Consider the following 8037-nt stretch of genomic DNA (forward strand, 5'->3'; position numbering starts at 1 on the left):
AGTTACATCAGCAAATATTTGGAATTGGTTTACTCACTGCTGTTATTGTACCTCACCTTTGTAAGAAATGCTATAGAACAGCTTGCCAGAACCAAAAATCTGATGAATGCAAGCATTAAAAATTGTGTGGTGACTGGCTACGAGCCAATTATACCAGAGTTGGAACTTCCAGATCCGGGCGATCGCCATGTTCTAGCAGGAGCAATTCATTCTCGCGCGGATTTTATCGTTACTTTTAATCTCAGAGATTTTCCTGCTGACAAACTCAGACAATATAATATTGAACCGCTGCACCCAGATCTGTTTATCCTGCGCTTGCTCAACTTCAACTGGCAAACAGTATGCAAAGCAGCCGAGAAACAAAGAATCCGGCTCAAAAATCCGCCAAAAACGCCTGACGAGTATTTACAAACACTGGTAGAATTGGGACTGCCGCTGTCAGCAAATCGGATGCGAGAATTGTGCTATCGAGATTAGTGCGATCGCACATCGGCGACTTGTCCGAATTTATTCCCAGGTTTATTCTTGTATCTTCCCCCAGGCTAACTTTTCGGCATAGCCAACATACCACTGATCTACTTTTTCCCACACCGCAGTAAATCTATTTACCCTTGTGCCTCTACTTGAAAACGGGTATAATTTTATTCCGGAGAGATAATAGCTCCTAGAAAACTTACCACACATTGTACCAACACCGCATCACCCGATCGACTTAAAACAAAACCACCCGATCGCAGATTGGCAGCAATCGACAAGAGTAGGCATACTTGAACCATCGGTCATCGGTCGGTATATTTCTTCTAAACAGCACGGCAGGCGTGGGAGACTCCTCCGTCACGCCTGCCCTGCAGTTTTATTTAATAATTGTTCGATTTCCTACGGCATAGCTTCGCTTCACCTAAATTACCCCATTTTTTTCTTCTTCCAAGCCTCCACAAACGGCAAAAATACCGACACCAACTCCTGCCGATTCATCACCAAAGTCGGATAAGAAATCCTGCCGTAATTCTTCCCCACTTCCAGCGGAAAAATCCCCTGGGATTCCAGCGGCAACCAAACCGCACCAGCAGCCTTCACAATTACCCAACTCCCCGCAATATCCCAAATTTTCGGAGTCGCTTCCACCCCTCCCATAGCGACACCCGAAGCCACAGTCAAAAAATTGTAACTAGCCATGCCCAACATCCGAATTTTACTCGGAAGATGAGGCCCGATTCCCACACTCCGGGAACACAAATTAAAAATATGATTTCCGCTCATCTTATCAGCAGTCGGACAAATCGGCTGATTGTTCAAAAACGCACCTTGAGGCATATTTGCCAATACGTGGTCGCCAGCCAAATCCCCTGCATAAAAACCGTGAAAAGATTGATTCACAGGCGGCAAATGCACGCAGCCAAAAACCGGAGTTCCGCGATACAATAAACCCAAAGAAATCCCCCAAATCGGAATTCCCCGAGCAAAATTAGTCGTAGCATCCAAAGGATCGACAACCCAACACCATTCCGTATCTGGGAAAACGTGTTCTCCTTCCTCGCTCAAAATCCCGTGACTGGGAAAAGTAGATGCGATCGCATTTCTAATCTCCGCATCCGCCCAATTGTCAGACTGCGTAACCAAACTTCCATCATCCTTCTCATCTGCTTGTGCAGAACCGAAATCTTTCAAAAACTGCTGACCGACTGTCTGGACAGTAGTCTGAGAAAACGTTAAAATAGAATCCCAAAAATCTTTCATTTGACTAACAACTAACAATTAATGACTAATGAGTAACAACTAATGAGTAACAACTAATGACTAAACCTTAGTCTAATTCATTTTCAAGAATAGTGGCGATCGCACTTTTAGCATTATCCTGAAACTCCCCAACATCCACCCTACCCAACAACCAAACAGCCAGAACCATACCCACCGCCGGCACAGCAAACACCAACCCGTAAGCCAACATCGGCACCCCAAACAAACTTCTGCCCAAATCCAAAATAGCACCGCCGCTAACCGTCGCCACACCCCGCGCCATCGCCTGCGACAAACCCCAAGCACCAATAAAAGTCCCAGCAGTTTCCGCAGCAGTCAAATCCAACATCAAACTCAGCGCACCCGTCGTCGTAATTCCCGAAGCAAAACCAAACAACATTAAAGCCGACTTAAACACAATTGGATTACCAGTAAACCCCGATAAAATAATCAAGCCCAAACAAGCAGCAACCGACAAACAGCCCAATATAATCGTATTTTGCTTGCCGATGCGCGGCACAATTAAAAAACCAGTTGCGCTCAAACCGATCAGAGTACCAGTACCGTAAATAGCATTCAAGCGAGTAGTTTCCGAAATCGGCATCTTAAAAATTTCCCCGCCGTAAGGTTCCAAAACCGCATCCTGCATAAACAAGCAAATTGTCATAATCAGCAGGAAAGTAAAAAATAAACCGGTTTGGCGACTAGCAGTCAAAATCCGCAGCGCACTTGCCAGAGTAATTTTATCTTCTCGATTGACTGCGCTCGATCGTGCCCCGTACCGCGAATACTTTTTCTCAACCCCAAAAGTCGCAATTCCCACCAAAAATAAAACAAGCGCCGGCACCTTCACAAACAAACCGTTAATCGAAGCCTGCAAAACTTCCCGCGGCACATCCCCATCAATTTGCTTCAGCAAACCGCTGCTAACAATCGCCCCGATAATAATACCAACCATCAGCATCGACCACACCACACCCACCAACTTCGATCGATCCTCCTCATCAGAAACATCCACCAACAAAGCAGCAAAAGGAGTCGAACTCGAACAAATAGCAATACCGTAAAGCGCAAAAATCAAACCCAACAAACCCACCCAACCGTAAGTAGGAGTAGTCCACCCCACAGCCTCCAAACTGCTGCCCAAGCCCCACATCACCTGCACCGCCAAAAAAGCAGAAATCACAAACAAAACGCTTCCTACCCACACATAACCCGTGCGGTGATGGCCAAACAAAGGCTTTGCATCAGACATTTGCCCGAACCACACCCTAGCCGGTGCGACAAACTGGTGCATAGCCAGCGTACCCGCCACCACAGTAGCCGGAATCGCCAACTCTTTAATCATGACGCGATTGAGCACCCCCAGCGTCAAAATCGACATCATGCCCAATCCCATCTGAAACAAACCCAACCGGAACATAGTCAGCAGGGTAACTCTCTTTTGGGCAGGAATCGCGGAATCTGTTAATCTTGAATCTGGCAAAGGGTCGATCAACATAACTATTCAAATAAACACAGCATTTGCATTTATAGTAACTGAGATATCGCCACCAGCCGCGTTTCCTCCCGAGGCTAGAAGCTCGATCGCGATTATTCGTATAAATTCATATAAAAATAAAGAGAATCAATAACTGTGGATTTACCAACCGTGACAACCATTACCCTAGGACAAAATGGCCCAGCCGTCATTCCCCTGTGCGTCGGAACTTGGGCTTGGGGCGACAAACTATTTTGGAACTACGGCAGCAACTACGGCGCCGCCGAAGTCGAAGCAGCATTCAAAACATCCCTAGACAGCGGAGTCAACTTTTTCGACACAGCCGAAGTCTACGGTAACGGCTTGTCAGAAGAATTACTGGGGCAGTTTCTCAAAAAAACCACCCAACCCGTGCAAATCGCCACCAAATTCGGCCCCCTACCTTGGCGGATTACAGAAAAATCAGTTTCCAACGCCTTGAGTGCCAGCTTAAAACGCTTGCAAGTAGAACAAATAACACTCTACCAAGTGCACTGGCCCTTCAGTTTTTTACTAAGTCAAGAAACCCTGATGAACGCCTTAGCCGATGAAGTAAAACAAGGCAGAATTCAAGCAGTAGGAGTCAGCAACTATTCAGTAGAACAGATGCGCGAAGCCCACAAAACATTAGCGGCCAGAGGCGTTCCCCTAGCAACAAATCAAGTCCGGTACTCGTTGCTGTCGCGGCAAGTAGAAAAACAAGGGATTGTGAGTGCAGCCCGCGAATTGGGCGTCACAATTTTAGCTTACAGCCCCTTAGCCCAAGGATTGCTCACCGACAAATACACAGCCCAAGAACAACCTACAGGAGCTCGCAAAATGGACTCCCGCTTCAGCAAAACTGGCCTCGAAAAAATTGAATTAGTCATGTCTACCCTGCGAAAAATGGGCAGAAAGCGCGATCGAACTCCGGCCCAAGTTGCCCTAAACTGGTTGATATGCCAAAACGGAGTCATCCCCATTCCCGGCGCCAAAACCGCAAAACAAGCCCAAGAAAACGCAGGCGCTTTAGGCTGGACTTTAAGCCAAGATGAAGTCAATCAATTAGAATTAATGACACGTCCTTGGCAAGAATAAATTTGTTAATTGTTGACTGTTGACTGTTGACTGTTCGCTGTTCGCTGTTCGCCGTAGGTTGGGTTTTACTTCACTCTACCCAACCTACAGTTCACTTTCTTCTCACCTCTTCCTTCTCCCCTATCCCCTCTCCCTTATTCCCTCTTCCTTCTTCCTTCTTCCTTCTTCCTTCTTCCTCTTACTATGAAAATCTTAACTGATTGGGGTTTCACCCGCGAAGGCTGGCGCAACAACAGCCGTGGCGAATATTTAGTTTTACTGCAAGGAGCATTGCTCACAGGATTTGTAATCTTACCAGTTTATCAACTGCCCGGATTAAAAATTGAATCAACTCAATTACTTGCTCTTACCTGGATTGTAGCAAGTATTCTCGGCTTAGGCGCATTAATTTTAATCATCAAAGGATTGATAGACTTAGGAAAAAACCTCACACCTTTACCCTATCCCATAGAAAACGGAGAATTAATCCAAACAGGCATTTACGGAATAGTGCGCCATCCATTATACAGCGGCTTAATTTTAGCAGCCCTCGGCTGGACAATTTTTCAAATGAGCTTATCGCACTTAATAGCCACATCAATTTTATTGATATTTTTTGACATCAAAGCCAATCGCGAAGAAACCTGGTTGAGTGAAAAATATCCCGCCTAGGTAGTGCTTTTATGTAAAGGATAGAGGATAATAGCTCTATGCCAATCTTTTGAGGAGTCTCATGATGAAACCCTATCTGATTTGTCCCACTTGTGGTTCTGACGATGTGATCAAAAATGGAATGACTCGTCGCGGAAAACAAAACCATAAATGTCGTGACTGTGGTCGCCAGGAAAGTCGAAAATCCTAAGTGGCAACCCAAAGACGCCGACACCGGGCGCAAAAATTGAGTTGCTTCTCCTTGAGCGGATTTCTCTTGCTGGCATTGCCCGAGTCATGGGTGTTTCCAAGAGCTGGCTTCAAAATTATGTAAACCACTTGTACACTGCCGTAGAACCCAAGGCTACAGTTATCCCAAAAGAAGTCGGAAAACATACCGTCAAAATGGATGAGCTATGGTCTTTTGTAGACAACAAAGGGAATAAACAATGGGTTTGGTTAGCGATGGATGCCAAGACTCGGGAAGTGATCGGATGTCATATTGGAGACCGTTCCTTAAAGTCGGCTATTGCATTATGGGATTCCCTACCGAGTGTCTATCGCCAATGTGCCAAGATTTATACCGATCATTGGGAGGCATATGCTGCGGTTTTACCGGCTAAACGGCATCAGCCTGTGGGGAAAGAAAGCGGATTGACGAGCTACATTGAACGATTAAATAATACTCTCAGGCAGCGAATTTCGCGATTAGTTAGGAAGACATTATCGTTTTCTAAGAAGTTGGAGAATCATAAGGGTGCTATTTGGAATTTTATTCATGACTACAATTACCAAATCCGATTAGCAATGCTGAAGACTCAACCGCCTCAATTTTCTCCATCCTTTACATAAAAGCACTACCCCCGCCTATTCAGAATATCGCCAGGGAGTCAAAAAACTAATTCCCGGAATTTATTAACAGTTTTAGATTGCGGTTTGAATCAAGCGTTCTATGATATACTCGAAGATCGCAGGCTGTAGCATTAAAGTTGTTGATGCAGTCTTGTTGCCCGATCGCCGATATTCGATGAGCGATCGCTCTGACAGCGACTCCAACGCTTCCATCAGTTGCCGTCCAGAAACTTTGGGCAAAATTTCTGCTTGTAACTTTGCAGGAGTTAGCCCTTCTTGGTTAATTGCGATCCAATACATGATTTGTTGTTGCAGGGGAGACAGGCGATCGAACTGGCGATCGAGCAAATCCCACAAATCGCTAAAAACAGTATTTCCTTGCGCTAAAAATGCGTGAATGTCACCGCAAAAAATATTTTTAATCGTGGTTGCAGCAATTTTGATCGCGAGAGGATTGCCGCCAAAATAGTTGACAAGAACTTGACACTGCAATAGCGTTGCCTTTAATCCTTTATCGGCGAGGATTTGCTGGCATACAGGCGGTGACACTCCGAAGAGTTTGAGCAATCGCACGGGCAAATTTTCGCCCGATCGCACGGCAAATCCGCCCGGTTGTTCTCGTCCGGTTAAAATCAGACAACTTTGGTGGGATTCGTCAGCAATGCGCCCCAATAACAGTCCGTAATCTTCATAGCCTGGTTGATATTGTCCGCTGCGATTTCCGGCTTGCAGAATCGACTCCAGATTGTCGAAAATTAACAAACAGCGTTTTTGCCGCAACTGTTCCATTAGAGCGTGAATAGAGTTATTTTTGGCGGCTGATGAACCAGTTAAAATTGGTAAAATGTTGCTGAGGATAACATCTAATCGCGGTGCTTGCTGCAAACTCCGCCAAATCACAAATTCAAATTGAGATTGAATTTGCTGAGCGAGTTTGACAGACAGAGAAGTTTTACCGATACCGCCAATTCCAAAAATACCGATGGAACGGGTAGAGTTGCCACTAATCCAAGTTTCTAAAGTTTCCAGTTCCTGTTGGCGGTTGTAAAATTGGGAAACATCGATCGCTTCTCCCCAATCTTGGATGCAGTTATTTGGTGCGCTGCTATGCTGGTAGCGGCGCAAGACTGCTTGAAGATTTTGCTTTGAGACTTTTTCACCGAGGATTTGAGATAGATTTCGCCACAAATGCGAACCGACTTGTTTAATATAATCGTATTCGTAAAGTAAGCGATCTGCTATCTCTTGATAAGAATGTCCTTGCCAAGTTTCCAGAAGGACGAGGGATTGAATGTCATTGAGTTTATGCTTTTTGTTTGCGGATTGTAACAGATGCTCGATTAGGGCGATCGCCTCTTGTGCTGTCATTGTTTGTCATTGTGATTTGTTCAGTATATTTACCGATTATTCTGAGTGGGGGTTATCTTTCAGGATAGAAAACAAATTTATTGAATTAACCGCAAGGTAGTCCATTTTATACTCGGCGGTTGAAACCGCGTCTATACGAACAAAGTCCGCCTTCGCGGACTGAGAAATAAGAGGGATATTTAAACCGGATTTGGGATGAGGTCAATTCCCTGGGGGGGTGACAACCTCTCTGAAACCCATGATAGATAAAGCTTTGAGACTCATTAACCTAAAAAAGATCGCAGCCTATTGACAGGTTTATTGAAAATAACGATTATGGCTATCGCCCAAAAGCTTCTTTTTTCGTTGTCAACACCCGAAAAATTAGTGATCGCCAACCGCTATCTTTTTTGAGATTAATCGGCTTAAACCCTTGTATTGCTAAGCTTTCAAGTTGCTTGTCACCCCCCCAGGTCAATTCCACAATCTCAAATCTCACTCAAATCGAGCGAGTGAATTTACGTAAGTTTACAAAAGCTTGTCACTTTTTCTCACCGCCAGGGCGATCGGGGGTGCGTTATTAATTAGGAATTCAAGCAAAAATATCTGGTTACACAATCACCTGATGAATATGTTTTTCATACTTCATCTAAAAGAATTAGAACCATTTTTTTATTAGCAAATAGCAAAGGAGAAGACAAATGCCACAAGATAAGCTGTTGTGCCTTTAAATAGGGTATAATAAAAACTTAGCTTATTCAAGCAATACAAAAATGCCAGCAAAAAACCATCTCCATTCCAAACAAATAGAGAAACTACAGAAAGCTTTAAAAGAGGAAGAAAATGCAAATGTCAGAGAAAGAATTCTGATTTTA

The 8037-nt window shown here is 44.6% G+C and carries 6 protein-coding genes and 1 pseudogene; 4 read left to right on the forward strand and 3 right to left on the reverse strand.

The genetic code is table 11. The annotated features are described in order from the left end of the window. Positions 1 to 477, forward strand: a 477-nt coding sequence (locus tag QUA40_RS26545; RefSeq protein ID WP_333131425.1) for a PIN domain-containing protein, incomplete at its 5' end; no start/stop codon positions are given. A gap of 426 nt (positions 478 to 903) precedes the next feature. On the opposite strand, the gene QUA40_RS26550 is transcribed toward QUA40_RS26545, so the two are convergent. Both QUA40_RS26550 and QUA40_RS26555 read right to left on the reverse strand, forming a co-directional pair. Further along, on the reverse strand, positions 904 to 1737 hold the full coding sequence (locus tag QUA40_RS26550; protein ID WP_333131426.1) for an inositol monophosphatase family protein: 834 nt from the start codon (positions 1735 to 1737) through the stop codon (positions 904 to 906). A 67-nt stretch (positions 1738 to 1804) separates the two neighbouring features. Next, positions 1805 to 3238 (reverse strand): BCD family MFS transporter, encoded by a 1434-nt coding sequence (locus QUA40_RS26555; RefSeq protein ID WP_333131428.1) that lies wholly within the window; start codon positions 3236 to 3238, stop codon positions 1805 to 1807. Between the two features lie 150 nt (positions 3239 to 3388). Between QUA40_RS26555 and QUA40_RS26560 the strand changes: the two genes are divergently transcribed. From QUA40_RS26560 to QUA40_RS26570, 3 genes and pseudogenes are all read left to right on the forward strand, one after another. After that, the gene (locus tag QUA40_RS26560) at positions 3389 to 4333 is read left to right on the forward strand and encodes an aldo/keto reductase (protein WP_333131434.1); all 945 of its coding nucleotides are present in this window, start codon (positions 3389 to 3391) and stop codon (positions 4331 to 4333) included. A 183-nt stretch (positions 4334 to 4516) separates the two neighbouring features. Next, the gene (locus QUA40_RS26565) at positions 4517 to 4984 is read left to right on the forward strand and encodes an isoprenylcysteine carboxylmethyltransferase family protein (protein ID WP_333131430.1); all 468 of its coding nucleotides are present in this window, start codon (positions 4517 to 4519) and stop codon (positions 4982 to 4984) included. Positions 4985 to 5060: 76 nt separating this feature from the next. Then, positions 5061 to 5815: pseudogene (locus tag QUA40_RS26570) on the forward strand (IS1 family transposase). A gap of 72 nt (positions 5816 to 5887) precedes the next feature. Here QUA40_RS26570 and QUA40_RS26575 read toward each other — a convergent pair. Continuing rightward, positions 5888 to 7183 carry an NB-ARC domain-containing protein gene (locus tag QUA40_RS26575; RefSeq protein WP_333131432.1) on the reverse strand — a complete coding sequence of 432 codons (1296 nt, stop codon included), beginning with the start codon at positions 7181 to 7183 and terminating at the stop codon, positions 5888 to 5890. Positions 7184 to 8037: the final 854 nt, after the last annotated feature.

Origin of the sequence: Microcoleus sp. Pol11C3, from assembly GCF_036701485.1 — a bacterium.
Classification (GTDB): domain Bacteria; phylum Cyanobacteriota; class Cyanobacteriia; order Cyanobacteriales; family Microcoleaceae; genus Microcoleus.

Coding starts and splice junctions, on each gene's coding strand:
- QUA40_RS26555 (WP_333131428.1), bottom strand. CDS start 3,238: ATGTTGATCGACCCTTTGCCAGATTCAAGATTAACAGATTCCGCGATT.
- QUA40_RS26550 (WP_333131426.1), bottom strand. CDS start 1,737: ATGAAAGATTTTTGGGATTCTATTTTAACGTTTTCTCAGACTACTGTC.
- QUA40_RS26565 (WP_333131430.1), top strand. CDS start 4,517: ATGAAAATCTTAACTGATTGGGGTTTCACCCGCGAAGGCTGGCGCAAC.
- QUA40_RS26575 (WP_333131432.1), bottom strand. CDS start 7,183: ATGACAGCACAAGAGGCGATCGCCCTAATCGAGCATCTGTTACAATCC.